The 19,085-nt window shown below is 68.5% G+C and carries 16 protein-coding genes and 2 pseudogenes; 13 read left to right on the top strand and 5 right to left on the bottom strand.

Going from position 1 to position 19,085, the window contains the following annotated elements; all coding sequences use genetic code 11:
* The coding region (locus ACT3UF_RS19785; protein WP_444608483.1) for a transposase family protein at positions 1 to 490 on the bottom strand (490 nt) is incomplete at its 3' end.
* Positions 491 to 610: 120 nt separating this feature from the next.
* On the opposite strand from ACT3UF_RS19785, the pseudogene ACT3UF_RS19780 reads away from it, so the two are divergent.
* Positions 611 to 1,600 (top strand): annotated as a pseudogene (locus ACT3UF_RS19780) (ISL3 family transposase); the annotation flags it as partial.
* Here the strand turns inward: ACT3UF_RS19780 and ACT3UF_RS19775 are convergent.
* Together ACT3UF_RS19775 and ACT3UF_RS19770 are read right to left on the bottom strand one after the other, a co-directional pair.
* Positions 1,552 to 2,289, bottom strand: a pseudogene (locus tag ACT3UF_RS19775) (transposase); the annotation flags it as partial. The pseudogenes ACT3UF_RS19780 and ACT3UF_RS19775 sit on opposite strands and share 49 nt — an antisense overlap.
* 18 nt (positions 2,290 to 2,307) lie before the next feature.
* Positions 2,308 to 3,615 carry an ISL3 family transposase gene (locus tag ACT3UF_RS19770; RefSeq protein ID WP_029154009.1) on the bottom strand — a complete coding sequence of 436 codons (1,308 nt, stop codon included), beginning with the start codon at positions 3,613 to 3,615 and terminating at the stop codon, positions 2,308 to 2,310.
* 198 nt (positions 3,616 to 3,813) lie between these two features.
* Between ACT3UF_RS19770 and ACT3UF_RS19765 the strand changes: the two genes are divergently transcribed.
* The 6 genes from ACT3UF_RS19765 to ACT3UF_RS19740 all read left to right on the top strand — a co-directional run bounded on the left by ACT3UF_RS19765 (position 3,814) and on the right by ACT3UF_RS19740 (position 9,182).
* Positions 3,814 to 4,704 carry a siderophore-interacting protein gene (locus ACT3UF_RS19765; RefSeq protein WP_006821245.1) on the top strand — a complete coding sequence of 297 codons (891 nt, stop codon included), beginning with the start codon at positions 3,814 to 3,816 and terminating at the stop codon, positions 4,702 to 4,704.
* Entirely contained in the window at positions 4,701 to 5,291 is a 591-nt protein-coding gene (locus tag ACT3UF_RS19760; RefSeq protein WP_006821246.1) for a hypothetical protein, read from the top strand. Before ACT3UF_RS19765 ends, ACT3UF_RS19760 begins: the two co-directional genes overlap by 4 nt.
* Positions 5,288 to 6,748: an ATP-binding cassette domain-containing protein gene (locus tag ACT3UF_RS19755; protein WP_006821247.1), complete on the top strand. Its 1,461-nt coding sequence runs from the start codon at positions 5,288 to 5,290 to the stop codon at positions 6,746 to 6,748. Before ACT3UF_RS19760 ends, ACT3UF_RS19755 begins: the two co-directional genes overlap by 4 nt.
* Entirely contained in the window at positions 6,745 to 7,431 is a 687-nt protein-coding gene (locus ACT3UF_RS19750) for an energy-coupling factor transporter transmembrane component T (protein ID WP_025388378.1), read from the top strand. The genes ACT3UF_RS19755 and ACT3UF_RS19750 overlap by 4 nt, the downstream gene beginning before the upstream one ends.
* Positions 7,432 to 7,649: 218 nt before the next feature.
* Complete coding sequence (locus tag ACT3UF_RS19745) at positions 7,650 to 7,829, top strand: hypothetical protein (protein WP_444608484.1); 180 nt, start codon at positions 7,650 to 7,652, stop codon at positions 7,827 to 7,829.
* A gap of 66 nt (positions 7,830 to 7,895) precedes the next feature.
* Entirely contained in the window at positions 7,896 to 9,182 is a 1,287-nt protein-coding gene (locus tag ACT3UF_RS19740; protein ID WP_073884858.1) for an ISL3 family transposase, read from the top strand.
* A gap of 286 nt (positions 9,183 to 9,468) precedes the next feature.
* Here ACT3UF_RS19740 and ACT3UF_RS19735 read toward each other — a convergent pair whose 3' ends face one another.
* Complete coding sequence (locus tag ACT3UF_RS19735) at positions 9,469 to 11,265, bottom strand: ABC transporter ATP-binding protein (protein WP_444608482.1); 1,797 nt, start codon at positions 11,263 to 11,265, stop codon at positions 9,469 to 9,471.
* Positions 11,252 to 12,919, bottom strand: coding sequence for an ABC transporter transmembrane domain-containing protein (locus ACT3UF_RS19730; protein WP_444608481.1), 1,668 nt, complete (start codon positions 12,917 to 12,919; stop codon positions 11,252 to 11,254). The genes ACT3UF_RS19735 and ACT3UF_RS19730 overlap by 14 nt, the downstream gene beginning before the upstream one ends.
* 159 nt (positions 12,920 to 13,078) lie before the next feature.
* On the opposite strand from ACT3UF_RS19730, the gene ACT3UF_RS19725 reads away from it, so the two are divergent.
* The 6 genes from ACT3UF_RS19725 (at position 13,079) to ACT3UF_RS19700 (ending at position 19,074) form a co-directional block, all read left to right on the top strand.
* Positions 13,079 to 13,897 (top strand): ABC transporter ATP-binding protein, encoded by an 819-nt coding sequence (locus ACT3UF_RS19725; RefSeq protein WP_444608480.1) that lies wholly within the window; start codon positions 13,079 to 13,081, stop codon positions 13,895 to 13,897.
* 29 nt (positions 13,898 to 13,926) lie between these two features.
* Complete coding sequence (locus ACT3UF_RS19720; RefSeq protein WP_444608479.1) at positions 13,927 to 14,787, top strand: AraC family transcriptional regulator; 861 nt, start codon at positions 13,927 to 13,929, stop codon at positions 14,785 to 14,787.
* A gap of 229 nt (positions 14,788 to 15,016) precedes the next feature.
* Positions 15,017 to 15,997, top strand: coding sequence for an ABC transporter substrate-binding protein (locus tag ACT3UF_RS19715; RefSeq protein WP_444608478.1), 981 nt, complete (start codon positions 15,017 to 15,019; stop codon positions 15,995 to 15,997).
* Positions 15,994 to 16,908 (top strand): siderophore-interacting protein, encoded by a 915-nt coding sequence (locus tag ACT3UF_RS19710; protein WP_444608477.1) that lies wholly within the window; start codon positions 15,994 to 15,996, stop codon positions 16,906 to 16,908. The genes ACT3UF_RS19715 and ACT3UF_RS19710 overlap by 4 nt, the downstream gene beginning before the upstream one ends.
* On the top strand, positions 16,880 to 17,992 hold the full coding sequence (locus tag ACT3UF_RS19705) for a FecCD family ABC transporter permease (RefSeq protein WP_444608476.1): 1,113 nt from the start codon (positions 16,880 to 16,882) through the stop codon (positions 17,990 to 17,992). The genes ACT3UF_RS19710 and ACT3UF_RS19705 overlap by 29 nt, the downstream gene beginning before the upstream one ends.
* Positions 17,989 to 19,074, top strand: a complete 1,086-nt coding sequence (locus ACT3UF_RS19700; protein ID WP_444608475.1) for a FecCD family ABC transporter permease — start codon at positions 17,989 to 17,991, stop codon at positions 19,072 to 19,074. The genes ACT3UF_RS19705 and ACT3UF_RS19700 overlap by 4 nt, the downstream gene beginning before the upstream one ends.
* Positions 19,075 to 19,085: the final 11 nt, after the last annotated feature.

Genomic DNA, 19,085 nt, shown 5'->3' with positions numbered 1-19,085 from the left:
TCACGCGGACGGCGTCGAAGCGGGCTGGGTCATCGATCAGCAGCTGCTGGCCCTCGGCCAGGACGGCGTCGTTGGCGGTGTGCCAGGCAACCCCGAGCCCGGCGGCGATCCTTGCGATCGTGAGGTGATCGATGACCAGGGCTTCCAGTGCCCACCGCATCCCGCCGCGGGAGAGTTTCGCCCGCTCGGGCGCGGCGGCGGTGGTGTCCTCTCGCCAGCGGTTGCCGCAGTGATCACACCGGTAGCGCCGGATCCGCACCAGCAGGGTCGTGGGGCGGTGGCCGAACGGCTGGTGAGCGAGGCGACGAGTGATCGTGCCGCGCGAGGTCGACCTCGCCCCGCAGGCGCGGCACCACGGATCTTCCTCCGCGAGTCGACACTCGAGCACCGCCCGCTCGGCCGAGAGGCGTTGACCGACGGCGACCAGACCGAGTTCGTCCAGGCGCGCGAAGGTCGTCAAATCGGGGCTGTCGAAGGTAGCGTTGGGCACGTCGAGGTCTTCCTGATGGCGAGCGTGAGAACTTCCATCATCGGGAGACCTCGACGTCTATCCCGGCACCGACGCGCCCACCCCACACTCCGCAGCTACACCCTCATCTGCGAAGAGCCGCAGATCCCCCGTTACGCCCGCTCGACGACCAGGCTGCGGGACCAGGTCGTCTCGGCCGTGATCACCTCGGGCCGTGCAGCTTCCGAGGTGGCCCGGGCCCACGGGGTCTCGTGGTGGCTGGTCCAGGCCGCCCTCAGCGCCGCTGCGGTGGTCCTGCCTGACGTCGACGACGTGCGGGTGAGGCGTCTGGGGGTCGATGAGCACCGGTACCGGTCGGTGCGCTGGTTCCGCACGGATCAGGGGGCCTGGAGACGGTTCGAGCCGTGGATGACGACGCTGGTGGACCTGGGCACCGGGCAGGTCCTCGGCATCGTCGACGGCCGCGACTCCAGGGCCGTCGGGGACTGGCTTGCCCAGCGCTCCGAGGCCTGGCGGGAGCGGATCGAGATCGTCGCGATCGATCCCTCGGCCGCGTTCCGCAAGGCGCTGCGGACCTACCTGCCCCGGGCTGCGGTCTCGGTCGACAAGTTCCACCTCGTCAAGCTCGGAAACGACATGGTCACCACCGTCAGGCAGCGCCTGGCCCGCGCCCATCGCGGCCGTCGAGGTCGCAAGGAGGATCCGGCCTGGGCGCACCGAATGCTGCTACTACGCGGCGGCGACACCCTGACCCCGAGGGCCTGGGAGCGGCTCGAGGACGTGTTCCGCACCGATGACCCCACCGACGAGCTCTCCGCTGCCTGGGGCATCAAAGAGCAGCTCCGCCGCCTCCTGTCCACCGACACCCTCGCCCAGGCCTGGCAGGAGCGAATGCGGATGGGCTACTTCGCCCAGATCGCGAACATGCCCGAGACGACGAAGCTCTATGACACCGTCGTGACCTGGTGGGACGCGATCGAGGTCCTCATCGTCACCGGCGCGACCACCGCGAAGGTCGAAGCGGGCAACACCGGCATCAAGAACATCAAACGCACCGGCCGCGGATTCCGAAACCCGGAGAACTACCGGATGCGTATCCTGCTGACCAGCGCCGCGAGAACCGTAGCGTGAACACCCGTCCCAGCAGGGTCATTCACCACGAACCGCGAAGAGCCGGCAACACTGCCTGCTGCTCGCAGCAGATTGTGGCTGATGGCCGCGATGACTAGCCAGGCCGCGTTGGCATAAAACCGCCCGGAGGGCATGTGGGCTAATGGCCCGGCTTTGAGATCAGCAAAAACCTGCTCGACGACGGCATGTTGACGGTGGACTTTGTCTGCAGCCACCGTATCCAAGACAGATTGTTCGACGGTAGTAAAGAAGGCGTGATAACGGAACGTGTCAAACAGCTGGCCTTGAGCGGCTGCCAGTTTGGTGGTATTGAGTTCCGGGATGCGGCGGACCACCAACCGGCCAGCCAGTTGCTCCTCTTGGGCTTTGGACGAGAAGGCGGTGAAATCAATTTCAGCCACCTGCGCATCAGAGATCCATCGACCCGTTTCGTCGTCATAGATCGCCTGTGGGTAATTGATCCCTCTCCAGGCCTCGGCCGGGATGTGAGCAATAGCTTTCTTCACGGCAGCGTTTTGGGGCAGGGTCACTGAGTAGTGGACTCCAGCCGCGCGGACTGCTTTGGCGACGTTGGCACTATAAAAGGCCGAATCAAACCGCGCCAACACAGGGGTATCGGGATCGATGATGCGTTTGGCAGTGGCCAGGCTGTCACTGACTAATTTGTCAGCGCCTCGCACCGAATGAGCTGCCCCTTTGCGGGCTCTTCACGAACGAGGGTGTAGTCGAGGTCTGAAACCGCCGGCTTCGAGCAGACTCCTGTCGATGTAGTGCCTCAGGTTCCGGAACCCAAGCGCGATCCCGCGCAGATGCTCGAGTCGGCCATTGATCGCCTCCGTCGGGCCGTTGCTGGTCCCGGGCCGATCGAAATAGCCGAGGACGTCAGCGGCTCGTTGCTTGAGCGTACGAGCGAGCTTGCGGACCTCGACCAGCTGCACGGGCACCCCCGTGGAGATCCGGTCGATCGTGTGCTGCAGGAAGAACCTCCCCAGCCCGCGGTCCGTCTCCCGATACGCGGTGATCATGTCCTGATACACACCCCAGGTCGCTTCAACCTCGACATGGCGCTGGTCGGCGAACACCTCCTCGAGTCGCGCATGCTGCTTCTCGGTGAGAAGACCCGCTCCTGTCAGCAGAGTCCGGCGGACCCGGTAGAGCGGATCACCAGTCCTACCCCGACGACCGAACACATCGCGCTGAACACGGCGCCGACAGTTCTCCAGCGCGTCCCCGGTAAGCCGGATCACATGGAATGGATCCATGATCGGAGCAGCGTCGGGAAGCTCTTCGGCGGCGGCGGTCTTGAACCCAGTGAATCCGTCCATCGCAACGACCTCGATCCCGTTCTGCCACTGCTGCGGGCGTGCAGCCAGCCACCGCTTGAAGACTGCTTTGGAGCGGCCTTCGACCATGTCCAGCAGCCGGGCAGGTCCGGTCTTCTCACGCACCGGGGTCAGATCGATGATCACGGTCACGTACTTGTCGCCACGCTTCGTGTGGCGCCACACGTGCTCGTCGACACCGATCGTGGTGACACCGTCGAAGCGGTGGGGGTCATCGATCAGTTGTCGTGTGCCTTCAGCGAGGATCGCGTCGTTCGCGGCCGACCATGACACGGCCAGTCCTGCCGCGACGCGGGAGATGGACAGATGGTCCACCACGAGTCCTTCCAGTCCCCATCGCAGACCGCCGCGGGAGATCTTTGCCCGCGGCGGCGCCGCTGCGGTCGTGTCCTGGCGCCACACCCGGCCGCATCCTGAGCACTTGTAACGACGCACGCGGATCAGCAGCGTCGTGGGTCGGTGTCCGAAGGGTTCGTGCGCGAGCCTGCGCACCACCGTGTCCCGTGGCGTCCCCTCACATCCGCAGTGCTGGCACCACTGGTCTGGTTCAACGACTCGGCATTGGAGCATCGCTCGGTCGGGTTCCAGGTGTTGTCCGACGGCTTGGAGACCGAGCTCGTCGAGGCGGCAGAACGTGGTCAGGCAGGGCGCATCAAAAGTAGGGTGGGACATGTCGAGGTCTTCCGGGTGGGCAGTGTAGGAACTTCCATCTTCAGGGAGACCTCGACTCCTACACGGACAGCGACGCGCTCAACGGACTACACCCTCGTTCGAGAAGAGCCTCATAACGCCATCCTGCCATGTCCGATTGCGTCCACGCCAAACTAGAAGTAAGGTTAGCCTTACTAACATCATACTGACGGGGCCAACATGACAGATTCGATCAACCTCACCCAAGACGAGCTCGCAGGACTACTCGAGGTACTCAAACACCCCGATCATCAGCAGGGGCTCGAGGACCGCTATCTGACCGTCACCGCAATTGAGCACCGCGCACGAAAACTCACTCGTATCTCAGCGACGATTTCTGGCGACGACCCACTCAACGAATGGACTCTGGCAAATCCCACGGTCCGCGTCGCATTGCCGGAACCACCCGAGGAATTCGCCGCAATCCCCGGGGTACCAAAGACCACGACGCGGGTATACACACTCGTGGAAATCGATCCAGCAACCCGCACCGCGCAAATAGACCTCGTAGTGCACGCCGAAGCTTCTCCTGCGATGCGCTGGCTAGCGCAGCTCAGGATTGGCGACCGCATTGACATTGTCGGACCACGCCCGCACCGCACCCCCGGTGAGGGCACCCCGCGGGTGCTGCTTGCCGACTCCTCTGCGCTCCCCGCGGCGACGCGGCTCCTGCGCACCATGCCCCACGTGGACGAGACTTTCGTCTTTGCTGCCGTCCCGGAGGATGAGTTTGCTATCCTGCAACAGGAGATCTCCGCATTAGCAGAACCCATCACCGCGTTTCGAGTAGAGCCGCACGGCCAATACCCACTGGCCACTGCTTTCGCCGAATTCGATCTCACCACTGACGCCAGCGTGTGGGCGGCCGGCGAACGGGAAGATATGCGCGAAATTCGCCACCGCTGCAAACACCATCTCGGACTACTGTCCGAGCAAACACAGGTATTCGGCTACTGGAAATATGGGATGACGAACACCCGGCTGGACTTCGCCAGACTCCGGGCAACGCAAAAGGGGCTCGCAGCGGGGCGCGCATTCACCGATACCGACGACTTCGAGATCGAACTGTGAACGGCGAGACAAGAATTACGAGCCTGAAATCCGACAGATTCTCCACTCGTGCTCTGCTGACTTTCGTTGTACTCGGCGCGCTGGGCGCGATCATCGTCCACGTATCACGAATTCTCGGGGTCGCATTACAAGCCACGGTCCCGTGGCTAGCATTCCCGGCACCAGTCCCCTGGTTTCTGGGGATCCTCATCGCCGCCCTGCTGATTCAACGCAGCGGCGCGGCGCTGCTCACCTCGATTGTCACAACCGTCGCAGGCTTCGGCGCACTCGCCCTGTGCGCGGGCATCGTCATCGAACTCACCTTCTTCATTACCAGACGGTTGCGCTCACAAACCCAGCCCACCTGGCCCCCTGCCCGGTCCCAGTTCTGGCTGTGGTGGGCCATCCTGGCCTGCGCAATCGTGAGTCTGATGAGCTTCGGTTTCATGTTCTTCTACCAAGAGTTTCTGCTGCTAGACCCCAGCATCAAGCTACTCGCCCTCATCATTCGGGTTGGACTTGGCGTGCTCTACGGGTGGGGCGCCTGGGTCATGACCATCGGATTGCTACGTGCAAATGTGAACCCACAGCGCATCGTCGTCGCATGAGCCTCCCGAACTCGGCCGACCCTGGCCGCTACAACGTACGGATACAGCAGTTCACAATCGCCTACGATGGCGCAAATCCGGTGCTCAATATACCTTACCTGGAGCTGGTCAGCGGGAGCTACACGCTCATCACCGGACCCACCGGTTGCGGTAAGTCAAGTCTGGCACACGCACTGGTCGGGGTGCTTGAAGATATGACGACAGCTCGGGTTGCAGGCAGCATCAGCATGAACGGAACCCAGCTTGCAACCCTAGACTCAGCCCAACGCTCCGGTACGATCGCTGCGGTCTGGCAGCGCCCAGAAACCCAGCTTTTCGCCAGCACCGTCTTGGCAGAAGTCCGTGCCGGCCTCGACTTCCAACTCATAGCACCCAACGAGGCCACGTTCAGGGCGCGCAGAGCCCTGCACCTCGTCGGTCTGAGCCACATTGACGAATCCCGTAACCCACTGACCCTCTCGGGCGGCGAACAACAGCGACTTGCCCTCGCGTCAGCACTCGTGCTGCGAGCGCCTATCCTGGTGCTCGACGAGGTCGCGTCACAGTTGGATCGCACCGCAAGCCACCGGCTCGGAAAAATCATCAGGGAGATTCGGTCCGCTCGCCAGCTCACCGTCGTGGCGTTCGACCACCGTCCGGACCCACATCTGGAACATACCGATCGGGTCATCGTACTCGATGAGAACGGCAGAATCGCGCTCGACGACAAGCCCGCCAGTGTATACGGTGAGAACGTAGACTTCTGCCGCAGAATCGGCGTGCATCTACCCGCAAAAGAGACCTCGAGCAGTGACACAGACTTCGGCGCGTTGACCGTCCACCAGACAGCACCCGGTCTGACAACCCAGGCTCTTACGGTCGCCAGACGCAGCGCACTGTTGTTGCGAGACGCCACCCTCACACTTCCCCGAGGAGCAATCGCGCTGCTGCTGGGCCCAAACGGCGCGGGTAAGACCAGCCTGCTGGATGCGCTTGCCGGCGAGAAACGCGGGGTGCGCGGGCACATCGATCCGTCACGGCGGGTAAGGCTCACCAGAGGCATTGGGTACCTGCCACAACGCGGGAGCGAGCTCATGTTCGCCCACACCGTTCGGACGGAGCTACACCTGGCATTACCACCGGGGGCGCGTTCTAGTGCCGCGGAGATCGACGATATGTTGAACCGGGCGGGGCTCTTGTGTCTGGCCGAAGTGCATCCGCAGCACTTATCGGGCGGGCAACGACAGCGGCTCTCGGTGCTCCTCGCCGTCGCCGGAAGACCGGCATTTCTCCTGCTGGACGAACCTACGAATGCACAGGATGTGACTGGCACAGCACAGATTCGTGCGCTGTTAGCAGGAAATGCTCAGGATCGCGTCGCCGTCATCGCGACGCATGATGCGGGCTCCTTCCGCGGCATCGCCACTCATCACATCGAGCTACAAACCGGAATCGTCAAAGGGGTCTGGCAGATATGACCCGCTTCAACTCCCGCAGGTGGGTTCCGCATCCGCTGATTATCGTATTGCTCACCGTTCCCGCACAGCTCGCGGTATTGCTCGCCCAACGGCCCTGGTTCAGTATTACAGTGCTGGCGTGCTGTCTCTTGGTGACAGTGGTGACGAAACCCCGCTTTGCCGCTGTCTTTATCGCGGCGGCTGGCGCGCTATCCCTGGTTCTTTGGGTCGGGATGGGCCTGTGGCTGCCTCTAGAGGCCGCGACGAACGGGGCGTTGCGTATCGTTGCACTCAGCGCCCTACTCGTGGTGCCGTTTTTCTATGTGAACTGGCCGGTGCTGGCAGACTCGTTGATTGATCGGTTCCGTGTTTCCTATCGGGTCATGGACACCGTGCTACTCGGGGAACGTTTCACTATGCTCATGCGAGCTGACCTGCGCACCGCCCGCAGGATGGCTCGACTACGTGCCCGCGGGAGCATTCGTGGACAGACGCGATTATTACTGCGGACGACGCTGCCAGTTCTCGTGGCAAGTTTCCGGCATAGCGATGAGCTCGCTCTCGCCCTGGACACTCGTGGTTTCGGTGCCCATCCGAAACGCACGGTCCACCAGAGTCGACCGCTCCGAGCGTTCGAGCTGGCTATTCTCATCGCAGTATGGGTATGCAGCATTTTCATTGCCGTATTCCTCGAAAGAATGTAGAGGTGCCTGACAGGCAGCTTGCCCCCTGATCAATTCCAGGCAGTGCTAGCGGACATGCCAATCTCCCTGTAGGCGGACACGGATTTCCCTGCTGACGGACAGTTGATCTCCCTGTCTGTGGTCCTGGGATCGGGCCGTGTCGGTCCCGAAATGCGCGTCCCTCCGGGGTTTGCTCGAGGTCTTCTACCACCACGAGCAGGTACCCACCGGAGGGACGCATGAAGAAGTCTGACAGGGAGATCATGGAAATTCTGGAGGCGTTCGACGCCACGGGGTCCGCGCATTCGGCGGCGGGGCTGGCGGGGGTGGATGCGAAGACGGTGCGGCGTTACGTCGCTGCCCGGGATGCGGGCTCTTCCCGGTTCGTGGTGATGGGGAGCGTCGCGTCGTTGACGTAGAACGGCTCGTGGTCCTGCTGTGATGGGTGTTGTCAAGACATCCGAATCTCAGAGGACCACGAGCCTGTGCACGAGAGTACTGGTTCGCAGCGTGATGCTGCGAGCACGATCTTCAACTTGCCCAATTACCGCGTCATCGATGCCGTCGACCTGCCCGACGGGGGCCGGCGGGTGGTGATCGCCTCGACCGTCCCGCCGGGCTGTCCGTCCTGCGGCGTGCTGGCGACGAAGGTCCATTCCCGCCGGTCACAGCAGGTCCGGGACGTTCCCGTCGCTGGCGCAGCGGTGGTGGTGTGGGCCAAGCGGCGCTGGTTCTGTCTGGAGCCGGCCTGTGCCCGGGGCACGTTCGCCGAGGCCACCGAGCAGATCCCGCGATACGCACGCTCGACGACCCGACTGCGGGACCAGGTCGTCTCTGCCGTGATCCGTTCCGGCCGTGCAGCCTCCGAGGTGGCCCGGGCCCACGGCGTCTCGTGGTGGCTGGTCCAGGCCGCCCTCAGCGCCGCCGCAGTGGTCCTGCCTGACGTCGACGACGTGCGGGTCAGGCGTCTGGGGGTCGATGAGCACCGCTACCGGTCAGTGCGCTGGTTCCGCACCGACGAGGGCGCTTGGAGACGGTTCGAGCCGTGGATGACGACGCTGGTCGACCTGGCCACCGGGCAGGTCCTCGGCATCGTCGACGGCCGGGACTCCAGGGCCGTCGGGGATTGGCTCGCGCAGCGCTCTGAGCAGTGGCGGGAGCGGATCGAGATCGTCGCGATCGATCCCTCGGCCGCGTTCCGCAAGGCGCTGCGGACCTGGCTGCCTCGCGCCGCGGTCTCGGTCGACAAGTTCCACCTGGTCAAGCTCGGGAACGACATGGTCACCACCGTCAGGCAGCGCCTGGCCCGCACCCATCGCGGTCGTCGGGGCCGCAAGGACGACCCGGCCTGGGCCCACCGGATGCTGCTGCTGCGCGGCGGCGACACCCTGACCCCGAGGGCGTGGGAGCGGTTGGAGAGGGTGTTCCGCACCGACGACCCCACCGACGAGCTCTCGGCCTCCTGGGGCATCAAGGAGCAGCTCCGACGCCTGCTGGCCACCGACACTCTCGCCCAGGCCTGGCAGGAGCGGATGCGGATGGGCTACTTCGTCCAGATCGCGAACATGCCCGAGGCCACGAAGCTCTACGACACCGTCGTGACCTGGTGGGACGCCATCGAGGTCCTCATCGTCACCGGCGCAACCACCGCGAAGGTCGAAGCGGGCAACACCGGCATCAAGAACATCAAACGCACCGGCCGCGGATTCCGCAACGCGGAGAACTACCGGACGCGTATCCTGCTCACCAGCGCCGCGAGAACCGTAGCGTGAATACCCGCCACAGCAGGGTCATTCACCACGAACCGCGAAGAGCCGTTCCGGGTATTCGAGCGGCATCGCAGGCGCGCCGCGCTCGCGGCCGCGCGCCAGGCGGAGACCAACATGGTGCTGGGCCGGCCGTTGACGGCTGTCCCCCGCGGGATCCGGGACGCCACCGCGCGCGGGGTCCTGGCGACGCCGTTGAAACACGCGCTGGCACGGCTGTACACGATGGGGTGGTCGTGAGCGGGGCGCCGCCGGGCGGATTCATCCGGCCTGCGGGATGCTCCTGCGCAGCTCAGTCCGCGCGGGCCGTCCACGCCGCCCACAACCGCGCGTAGGTCTCCCCGCGGCGCAACAGTTCTTCGTGGGTGCCGTCCTCGACGATCGCCCCCTCGGCCATCACGAGGACCCGGTCGGCGCGCTCGGCCTGGCTGAGCCGGTGGGCCACCACCACGGCGGTCCGGCCCCGCGCCACCCGCAGGGCGGCCCGCTCTAGGGCACCGGCGGAGGCCGAACCGGCCTCGGCGGTGGCCTCGTCCAGGATCACCACCGGGGCATCGGTCAGCAGGGCCCGGGCCAGGGCCAGATGCTGGGCCTGATCGCCGTGGAGGCGGTGCCCGTCCTGCCCCACCACGGTGTCCAGCCCTTCGGGCAGGTCCGCGATCCACTGGGCACCGGCGTCGGCCACCGCCGTCTGGAGATCGGCCGCCGTGGCGCTGGGACGGGCCAGCCGCAGGTTCTCCGCGACGGTCCCCGAGAACACGTGCACCTCCTGGCTGACCAGTACGGTGGTGTTCCCCAGCGTGCGGGCGGCGCCGCGCCAGGCCACGGTGCCGGATTCGGAGGGCAGGCTCCCGGCCAGGATCCGCGCCAGGGTCGATTTCCCGGCACCGCTCGAGCCGACCAGGGCCACTGTCTGGCCTCGGGGGATCGTGAGGGAGAAGTCCCGCAGCACGGGCCGGCCCGGCTCGTACCCGGCGGCCACCCGGTCCACCACGAGCCCGCCGTCCCCACCGGCCGGAGGTGCCGGGGCCGGAGGACCGGGAGAACCGGGCGGGCCGGCGTCGTCCACTGTGGAGGACTCCGCGACCCCCACCAGCCGGGCGAGCCCGGCGCCGGCCTTCTGCAGCTCGTCCACGTTGGCGAGCAGCACCCCGATCGGGTTGAAGAGCTGGTGGAAGAACAGGGCAGCAGCCGTGGCGGCCCCCACCGTGACGGCATCGGCGGCCACGAGGAGATAGCCGGTGGTGAGTACCGCGGCCAGTCCCACCAGTTCGGCCACGTTGAGCCGGCCGAAGAACCGGCTGCGCACCACCACGGAGGACAGGCTCAGCGAGATCGCCCGCAGGGAGGCCTCGGCCACCCGCGCCAGGGCGGGGGTCTCCTGGCCGAGGGAGCGGACCGTGTCGGCGCCGCCGGCCGCCTCCAGCACGTGCTGTCCCCGCTCGGACTCGGCCATCCGCATGGTCCGGTACAGCGGGGCCGAGGCCCGCATGAACCGGCGCAGGGCGAACCACTGGATCGGCACGCACAGCACGGCGGCCAGGGCGAACCGCAGGTCGATCAGTCCCAGGCCTCCCAGGGTGAGCGCCACCGTGAACAGGGCGGAGACGAAGGTCGGCAGGATCCCGCCGATGGCCGTGTTGACCGCCTCGACGTCATCGGACACGCGGGAGACCAGGTCCCCGGTACCGGCCCGCTCCACGGCCTCCGGCGGCTGGGCGACGGCGGCGCCGAACACCTCCTCGCGCATCTCCGCCAGCCCGCGCTGGCCCACCGTGGCCATCATCACGGCACCCGCGGCGGCCAGCCCGGCCGAGAGCAGCGCGGCCCCGGCCAGCACCGCGGCGGCCCACGGCAGCGCGGCGGCGCGGCCGGTGACGACGGCATCCACCATCCAGCCCAGCACCGCCGGGGTGGCCAGGCCGGCCAGGGACGCCCCGGCCATGACCACGGCCGTGGCGGCCAGCAGCCAGGGCCGGCGCCCGAAGACCCGCAGCGAGTACCGCCAGGTGCCCTTGCCGCCGGCGATCGGCAGATGGGTGGCCCCGGGCTCAGTGGTTGCGTGGGCGGCCGCGTCAGTGCTGGACACGATCGGCCTCCTGGGTGGTGTGGACCACGACGTCGCAGATGCCCAGCAGCAAGGGACTCGTGGTGACCAGGAGCAGCCCTCCCGAGCAGACCCGGCGCAGCCCCTCGGCGATCCGGGCCTCCGTCACGGAGTCCACCGCGCTGGTGGGATCCACCAGGGCCAGGAACGGTTGGGGCTGGTGCAGGGCCCGCGCCAGTAGCAGCCGCTGCCGCTGGCCGCCCGAGAGGAACCGGCCCTGCTCGCCGACCTGCGAGTCCAGTCCACGGGGCAGGTGCTCCAGCACCTCGTCGGCCGCGGCCGCGGAGAGCAGTTCCGGCCGGATGCGGGCGGTGAAGAGGTTGTGCCGGGCGGTGCCGGTGAACACCGCGGCATCGTGCCCGGCCACGAAGACCCGCCGGCGCAGGCCCTCCGCATCCGGGTCAACCGTGCCGGCGGCTGGATCGGCCGTGAGGACGCGCGGCATGCCGGGTCCCGGGGTGGCACGCCCGGAGAGCGCGTCCGCGATCCGCTGGGCGGCGGCGCCGTCAGTGGCCACCCCCACGATCCGGTCCTCGGCCAGCTCCACGGTCCAGGCAGAGTCACCCGTGCCGGCCTGGAGGACGACGCCGGCCGGGCCGGGCCCGCTGCCGGCGCCGGTGTGGCCGGTGGTCGCGGCGGAACCGCCGGGGCCGGTCAGCACGTCGGCCACCCGGACCGCGGCGGCGCGCTTTCCGGCCAGTTCGGCGGCGAAGAAGGACAGCATGGACATCGGGTCCCGGATCACCTGGGCCAGCCCGACCACCGCGACCAGCTGGCCCACGGTGATGGTCCCGGCCACGGCCTGGGAGGCGGCAGCCCAGGCGATGCCGGCCAGGAACAGCCCGGAGAGCAGCACGGTGACGGCGTTGAACACCGCGTGGCTGCGCGCCCGGGACAGGGCGGCGTCCAGGGACCTGCGGCTGACCGCGCGGTAGCGCTCGGCGGCCGGTCCCACCGCGCCGATGCCCTGCAGGACCCGCAGGCCCGTGACCAGGTCGGTGGCCACGTGGGTGGCCTCGGCGGCAGCCGCCTGCTGCCGGGAGGTCCGCTCCTCGAGGGGTTTGGTGACCAGGTGCATCACCACCAGGAATACGGCCGTGGCCACGAGCACCCCCAGGCCCAGGGGCCAGGAGATCAGCAGCAGGGACACCGCCGCCGTGACCAGGGCGGCCAGGGCCGCCAGCTGCTCGGCCACCGTCCAGCTCAGGGCCGAGGTCATGGCGGTGTCCGAGGTCGCGATGCTCAGCACCGTGCCCGACCCCTGCCGGTGACCGTCCTTCCGGGCGTGCAGCACGCGCCCGAGGATCCGCTGGCGCAGGGCGTGCTGGCCGTGGGTGAAGACGGTGGTGGTCAGGCGGAAGCCCATCCGCCAGCTGGCGGTCAGGGCCGTGAACAGTGCGGCCAGCGCCAGCAGGGTCCACAGCAGGGCCACCGGGTCCGAAGGGCGGATGGCCCGGTCCACCGCGACGCCGATCAGCACCGGGACCAGCGCCTCGCACACCTGGTGGGCCATCAGGAGCAGGGAGGACACGCCCAACCGGGTGCCGCGTCCCTCCCGGACCATGGCCAGCGCGAAGGCACCGGCCGGCGTCGTGACCGGTGGTCCGGCGCCGGGGGAGGATTCTGAAGGGGGCACCTGTTGACGGTACCCAGCGGCCACGGTGGCGCGGCAAGACCGCCACCGGACGAGGTGTAGCGCAAACCGGACAGACCCTCCGGCGCCGGCCGCCGGCGGTGGTGTACTGAGGGTGCCCGCCGCACGACCGCCGCACGACCGCCGAACGAGAGATGCAGTATGACCGAGATGACGGACCTGATGGACCTCTACGCCGATTCCGTCACGCTGGGCTATGACGAGCGCGTGATCTCCCGGGACCTGTCCGTCCAGATCCCGCCGGGTTCACTCACGGTCGTCATCGGCCCGAACGCGTGCGGCAAGTCGACCCTGCTGCGGGCCCTGTCCCGGCTGCTGAAGCCGGCCGAGGGGGCCGTGGTGCTGGACGGTGAGTCGATCGCCTCCTACCGCGCCAAGGACGTCGCGAAGAAGCTCGGCCTGCTGCCCCAGACCTCGATCGCCCCGGACGGGATCTCGGTGGCGGACCTCGTGGCCCGGGGCCGGTACCCGCACCAGTCGCTGCTGCGGCAGTGGACGGAAGCGGACGAGGCCGCCGTGGTGGACGCCATGCGCGCCACCAACGTGGTGGACCTCTCCGGCCGCCAGGTCGACGAACTCTCCGGCGGCCAGCGCCAGCGCGTGTGGGTGTCCATGGTGCTGGCCCAGCAGACGCCCATGCTGCTGCTGGACGAGCCGACCACCTTCCTGGACATCGCCCACCAGATCGAGCTGCTCGAGCTGCTGCGGGAGCTGAACGAGGACCGCGGGCAGACCCTCGTGGCGGTGCTGCACGATCTCAACCACGCCTGCCGTTACGCCACCCACCTGATCGTGATGAAGGACGGGATGATCGTGGCCGAGGGGGACCCCGCCGGGATCGTCACGGCCGAACTCGTCCAGGAGGTCTTCGGGATGGCCTGCGTGGTGATCGATGATCCCATCACCCTGACCCCCATGGTGGTGCCGATGGGCAGGCCGCGGCTCAACCGAAGCTCATAACGTCAGGGCGCTGTGCTCTAATTGACCCCGTGCCCCTGACTCTGACCCGCTCCCCAGCAGCCCAGCCCGCCGACGGCGCCGAGGTGGAGCACCACATGCCGCCCACCGACGCCACCCTGCACTGCACGGAGGTGGACTGCCCCCGCTTCCACCGCGCGTTCACCTACACCCACGGCAACCCCGAGGGGAAGCAGTGGGAGGCGCACTGGCACCAGCACTTCCACGAGGTGCTCTGGGGCAGCCGCGGGACCCTCGCCGTGGAGACCCCGGGCGGGGTGTACATGGTCCCGCCCGGCGTGGGCCTGTATCTGCCCGCGGGGATCGAGCACGCGGTGCTGGCCGGGCCCCGCTCCGAGTTCAAGTGCAGCTTCTTCCATGTCGACCTGGCTCCGGCCCTGCGCCGCACCGTGGGGGCCGTGACCGTGCCTCCCGTGGTCCAGGAACTGCTCGGGTACCTGGGCTCCGCCGACTGCGAGCTGCCGCTGCGCCGGGACACCGAGAGCCTGGCCTGCCGGCTGCTGTCCCCCGTGGATCTGCTCGCGATCGGCACGGACCTGCCCGCCGATGACCGGCTGCGCACCATCGCCCGCGGCATCCTGGACGATCCGGCGGACGATTCGACCCTGGAGGCGTGGGGCTTGCGCGTCGGGGCCAGCGGCCGCAACCTGTCCCGGTTGTTCGTGCGGGAGACCGGCATGACCTTCGCGCAGTGGCGGCTGCAGGCCCGGCTGCGGGTGGCCGTGTCCCTGCTCGCGGGAGGCATGGGCGTCGGCTCGGTGGCCCGCCACGCGGGGTACCAGTCGGCCAGTGCCTTTGTGGCCGTCTTCCGCCGCGAGACGGGGCTCACCCCCGGGGCGCTGCAGGAGGAGTACGCGCGCCGTTACCGATGACTACCGCTGAGTAGCCGCGCCACCCTGCCCCAGCGCCACCTCGACCGGCGTCTCCGTGGACTGAATTGTCCGCCCGGCACCACCGGTCGTCCGGATTGCGCTATGTCCCGGCCCTACAGTGAGTACGGCAATAGGTAAGGCTTGCTTAATTTCCGGTATCGCTCCCGGCAGGCCTTCACCCCGGCCGGGACTCCCACCGGCCGGGCACCACCCACAGAACTGGATCACCATGCTCGCTCGCTCCACCACGCTCCGCGGCGCCGCCGCCCTCGCGGCTGCCGCCGTCCTGCTCACCGCCTGTTCGGCCGGAAACGCCACCACCGATGACGCAGAGGGCGGGGACCCGGCATCCACCGAGACCATCACCGTGGACAACGAGTTCGGCACCGCCGAGGTCCCCGCCGAACCGCAGCGCGCCCTCGGCTTCTACACCACGGACGTGGACATCCTCATCACCCTGGGCATCCAGTTGGCGGACCAGCAGCCGATCCGCGGGGACGCGGGCTACACCACCTTCCCGGAGTTCTTCCCCCAGGAACCGCTGGCGGACATCACCCCGTTCGCGAACTATCCGGAGTACGACTACGAGAAGGTCGTGGACGCCGATCCCGACTTCATCCTCAGCGGACTGGCCTACGACGAGACGGTCCCGCAGAAGCTCAACCCGATCGCCCCGACCTACAACTACAACGGCTTCGACGGCCAGGACTGGCAGGTGCACTTCAAGCAGACCGCCGAGGCCCTGGACCGGGTGGAGGAGTACCAGGCCTGGACGGACTCCTATAACGAGCGGGCCGAGGAGCTCAAGGTCGAGCTGGAGCAGGCCGGCGTGGACCCGGTGGTCGCCGCGGTGTACTACTGGGACGGGAAGGTGTCCACCGGCTGCTACGGCCCCATCTGCCAGACGCTGGAGGACCTGGGGATGCAGGTCGCCCCTCTTGCCAAGGACGCCGGCGTGGACGGTGTAGACCTGAGCATGGAGGAGATCGACCGGCTCGAGGGCATCGACGTGGTGTTCACCTCCGTGGGCGCGGACGGCGAGGACACCGAGTTGAACACCGCCCAGCCGTTGCGGGACTCCACCGTGTGGCAGTCCCTGGACTTCGTGGCGAACGAGGAGATCCACACCTTTGAGATGGAGATGAACTTCGGCTCGCCCAGCGGGCAGACGGCCCTGCTCGAGACCGTTGCGGAGGCGCTGCTGCCGTGAGCACCCGAGGACGCAGCGACGCCCTGCCCCAGCGGATCTATCACGCAGAAGTCCTCGAGACCCGGCGCCTGACCCCGGGCATGATGCGGATCGTGCTCGGCGGCGAGGACCTGGCCGGGTTCGCCACCACCGGGGTGGGGGACGAGTACATCCGCCTGTTCCTGCCCGAGCCCGGCCGGCGCGAGCCCGTGTACCCGGAGGCCACCGAAGACTCCTGGACCTACCCGGACGGTGTGGAGCCCAGCCCCATGCGCACCTACACCATCCGCTCCGTGGATCCCGACGCCGGCCGGGTCACGGTCGACTTCGTGTGCCACCCCGGCGGGGTGGCCGCGGAATGGGCGCTGGCGGCACGGCCCGGGGACCCGGTGGGCTTCAACACCCCCACCGGTCTCTACGAACTCCCGGCGGGGGCCACCTGGCAGCTGCTGCTCGCCGATGCCACCGGGCTGCCCGCCGCCGCGCGGCTGATCGAGGACGCTCCGGCCGGCATCGCCACCCGGGCCGTGCTCGAGGTCTCCGGGGCCGGCGACGAACAGCGGATCGCCGCACCGGTGGGCGCCGAGGTGGCCTGGCTGCACGGCGGCAACGGGCTGGGCCCCAGCCAGCTGGCCGAGGTGCTGCGCGGGACCACGCTGCCCGAAGGCCCCGGCTATGTGTGGGTGGCCGGGGAGACCCGGGTGACCCGGGACGCCCGGAAGTACCTGCGCCGCGAGCTCGGGCTGCCCGCCACCGCCTTCAAGGTCATCGGCTACTGGACGGACCAGGCTGAGGAGTGGCGCGCCCGCTTCGACGCCCAGGGGCCGGAATTCCGGAACTGGCTGGAGCAGCTCTGGGACCAGGAGCAGCACCGCGACGTCGAGGACATCATCGATGAGGTCGATGAGGCCTACGCCGCCCGTGGCCTCTGAGGTGGCCGTTGAGGTGGCCACGAAGGCCCCGGCACCGGCGGGAGCGGCCCTGCGGGACGCGGCCCCCGCCGGTGCCGGCCTGGCCCGGGCCAACGCCCAGCGCGGGTGGGGTGCCTTCGCGTGCCTGGTGGCCGCCGTCGTGCTGGTGTTCGCCAGCCTGCTGATCGGTGCGCGCCTGGTGGACCCCGGCACGGTCTGGGCCGCGCTGACCGCCTTCGACGGCAGCGCCGACCAGGCCGCGATCATCGAGTTCCGCGTCCCGAGGACCATCGCCGGCGTGCTGATCGGGATCGGGCTGGGCCTGTCCGGGGCGCTCATCCAGGCGCTGACCCGCAACCCGCTGGCAGATCCCGGGGTGCTCGGCGTCAACGCGGGTGCCTCCTTCGCCGTGGTGCTGGGCGTCGCGTTCTTCGGCGCCGCCGGGATGGGCCAGTTCATCTGGTATGCCTTCGGCGGGGCCTTCGCGGCCACCGTGGTGGTCTACTACCTCGGCTCGCGCGGGCGCTCGGGCGGCACCCCGGTGAAGCTGACCCTGGCCGGCGTGGCCTTCGGCGCGGTGCTGGCCGGCATCACCCAGGGACTCGTGCTGCTGGATGGCGGCACCCTGGACGCCATGCGGCGCTGGGCCGCCGGCAACCTGGCCGCCGTGGGCTACGGGCCGTTGCCGCTGCTGGCGGTGTGCATGGGACTGGGCGTGCTGATCTGCGTGGTGGTCGCCCGGCCGCTCAACGCGACCGCCTTGGGCGATGACAACGCCCGATCCGTGGGCGTGAACCTGGGCTTCACGCGCGTGCTCGTGGTCGCCGCCGTGACCGTGTTCGCCGGTGCCTCGACCGCCGCCGCCGGACCGATCGGCTTCGTGGGCCTGATGGTCCCGCACGTGTGCCGGTGGATCGTGGGCCCGGATCAGCGGTGGATCCTGCTCTACACGGTGCTGCTGTCCCCGGTGCTGCTGCTGGCCGCGGACATCATCGGCCGCGTGGTGGCGCGGCCGGAGGAGCTCGAGGTCGGGATCATCACCGCGTTCGTGGGCGCCCCGGTGCTGATCTGGCTGGTCCGGCGCAAGACGGCGAGCACGCTGTGATCACCACGGACACCCCCGCCTACGACGCCGGCCGGCGGGTCCTGACGGTCCGCGCCGGCCGCTTCGCCCGGGACGGCGGCCACCTGGTGTCCGGGCTCGTGGGCCTGCGCCCGGCGGCGATCGGCCTGGTGCTTGTGGTGGTCATCCTGGCCGCCGCCGTGGCCGCCATGGCCCTGGGCAGCTACCGGGTGCTGCCCGGGGACGTGGTCGCCGCGCTGTTCGGGCAGGGCACCACCAAGGACCAGCTCGTGGTGGTGGAGTGGCGGCTGCCGCGGGTCATCATGGCGGTGGTCGTCGGGGCCTTCCTGGCCATGGCGGGCGCGGTGTTCCAGTCGCTCACGCGCAACCCGCTGGGCAGCCCGGACATCATCGGCTTCAACGCCGGCGCCTACACCGGTGCCCTGGGGGCCATCCTGTTCCTGGGCGGCGGCTTCGCCTCCACCGCGGTGGGTTCCTTCGCCGGGGGACTGGCCACGGCCGCCGTCGTGTACCTGCTGGCCTTCCGCAATGGGATCCAGGGCTTCCGGCTGATCATCGTGGGCATCGGCATCGCCTCCATGCTCTCCGCGTTCAACACGTGGCTGATCCTCAAGGCCGAGCTGCAGCTGGCCATGGTGGCCTCTGTCTGGGGTGCCGGCTCGCTGAACAACGCGGATTGGGAGCGGACGGCCCTGCTGACGGTCTTCGCGGTGGTCCTGCTGCCGCTGCTGATGGCCCTGTCCCGGCCGCTGCAGGCCTTGGAGCTAGGCGACGACGCGGCCGCGGCGCAGGGCGTGGCCACCGAGCGCGCCACGCTGATGCTCATGGTGGTGGGCGTGGCCCTGACCGCGGTGTGCACGGCCGCGGCCGGGCCCATCAGCTTCATCGCCCTGGCGGCGCCCCAGATCGCCCGGCGGCTGACCGGCTCGGGGCGGGTGTCCCTGGTGTCCTCCGGGCTGGTCGGGGCGGCCCTGTTGCTGCTGAGCGACCTCGTGGCCCAGCACGCGCTGCCGGGGATCCAGATGCCGGTGGGAATCGTCACTGTGACGGTCGGCGGCGGATACCTCGTCTGGCTGCTGTTCCGCGAGGCCAAGAAGTCCTGATTCCCGCGCCG

Source organism: Brachybacterium sp. AOP24-D1-21, from assembly GCF_052378665.1.
GTDB lineage: Bacteria > Actinomycetota > Actinomycetes > Actinomycetales > Dermabacteraceae > Brachybacterium.
Note: the sequence above shows the minus strand (reverse complement) of the source record. Positions and strands in the feature narration are given on the sequence as shown.

Coding starts and splice junctions, on each gene's coding strand:
- ACT3UF_RS19770 (WP_029154009.1), bottom strand. CDS start 3,615: ATGTCCCACCCTACTTTTGATGCGCCCTGCCTGACCACGTTCTGCCGC.
- ACT3UF_RS19765 (WP_006821245.1), top strand. CDS start 3,814: ATGACAGATTCGATCAACCTCACCCAAGACGAGCTCGCAGGACTACTC.
- ACT3UF_RS19755 (WP_006821247.1), top strand. CDS start 5,288: ATGAGCCTCCCGAACTCGGCCGACCCTGGCCGCTACAACGTACGGATA.
- ACT3UF_RS19750 (WP_025388378.1), top strand. CDS start 6,745: ATGACCCGCTTCAACTCCCGCAGGTGGGTTCCGCATCCGCTGATTATC.
- ACT3UF_RS19745 (WP_444608484.1), top strand. CDS start 7,650: ATGAAGAAGTCTGACAGGGAGATCATGGAAATTCTGGAGGCGTTCGAC.
- ACT3UF_RS19725 (WP_444608480.1), top strand. CDS start 13,079: ATGACCGAGATGACGGACCTGATGGACCTCTACGCCGATTCCGTCACG.
- ACT3UF_RS19715 (WP_444608478.1), top strand. CDS start 15,017: ATGCTCGCTCGCTCCACCACGCTCCGCGGCGCCGCCGCCCTCGCGGCT.
- ACT3UF_RS19705 (WP_444608476.1), top strand. CDS start 16,880: ATGAGGCCTACGCCGCCCGTGGCCTCTGAGGTGGCCGTTGAGGTGGCC.